The organism is Streptomyces triticagri (assembly GCF_003429565.1).
GTDB lineage: Bacteria > Actinomycetota > Actinomycetes > Streptomycetales > Streptomycetaceae > Streptomyces > Streptomyces triticagri.
Window position 1 is genome coordinate 1 of record NZ_QUAK01000133.1, and the last position, 865, is coordinate 865.

Consider the following 865-nt stretch of genomic DNA (forward strand, 5'->3'; position numbering starts at 1 on the left):
AGACGCCATTTCACTTGGCCAGGCGGCGGTGACATATGAGGGTTGCGGCGATGGCGGTGAAGGCGAGGAAGTGTTCCGGCTTGCGCTCGTAGCGGCGGTGCAGGCGGCGGCAGCCGGACAGCCAGGACACGGTCCGCTCCACCACCCAGCGGTGCCGGCCCAGGTGCCGGGAGGACTCGATGCCTTTGCGGGCGAGGCGGTGCCGGATGCCGCGGGAAGCGAGCCATCGCCGCAGATGGCGATAGTCGTATCCCTTGTCGCCGTGCAGTTTGCCGGGCCGCCTGCGTCGTGGACCGCGACGTGACCGGATGGGCGGGATGCCGCGGACCAGCGGGATGAGTGCCTGGCTGTCGTGGAGGTTGGCGGCGGAGATGCCAATCGACAGGGGCAGGCCCTGGCGGTCGACGATGAGGTGGATTTTCGATCCCTTCTTGCCGCGGTCGGTCGGATTCGGTCCCGTCAGATGCCCCCTTTGAGGGCCCGGACGCTGACCGAGTCGATCGCGCACCGCGACCAGTCCAGCTCCCCCCGGGCACCGAGTTCGTCCAGGACCAGGCGGTGGAGCTTGGCCCACACCCGGGCCTCGGTCCACTCGGTGAACCGGCGGAAGGCGGTCACGCCCGACAGGCCAAAGCCCGGTGGCAGTTGGTTCCAGGTACAGCCCGAGGTGGCCACGAAGATGATCGCGGCCAGCACCTCACGGTCTCCTCGCCGACGATGCCCTCCACCCTGCGGGCGAACCGGCGCCGGCGGCACCACCCGCTGGAACAGGGTCCACAAGTCTTCCGGCGCCATCCGCTCGACAAGCGCAGCAGTCATCACCCCAGACTGCCGCAAGATCACGCCAAGTGAAATGGCGTCTTAG

General features: G+C 68.6%; 1 protein-coding gene. It reads right to left on the bottom strand.

Features of this window, described 5'->3' with window-relative positions:
- Nucleotides 1-10 precede the first annotated feature (10 nt).
- A protein-coding gene (locus tag DY218_RS24265) for an IS5 family transposase (RefSeq protein ID WP_199566839.1) occupies nucleotides 11-819 on the bottom strand; the annotation gives its coding sequence in 2 pieces (ribosomal slippage) (nucleotides 11-469 and nucleotides 472-819; 807 coding nt in all).
- Between the last annotated feature and the right edge of the window lie 46 nt (nucleotides 820-865).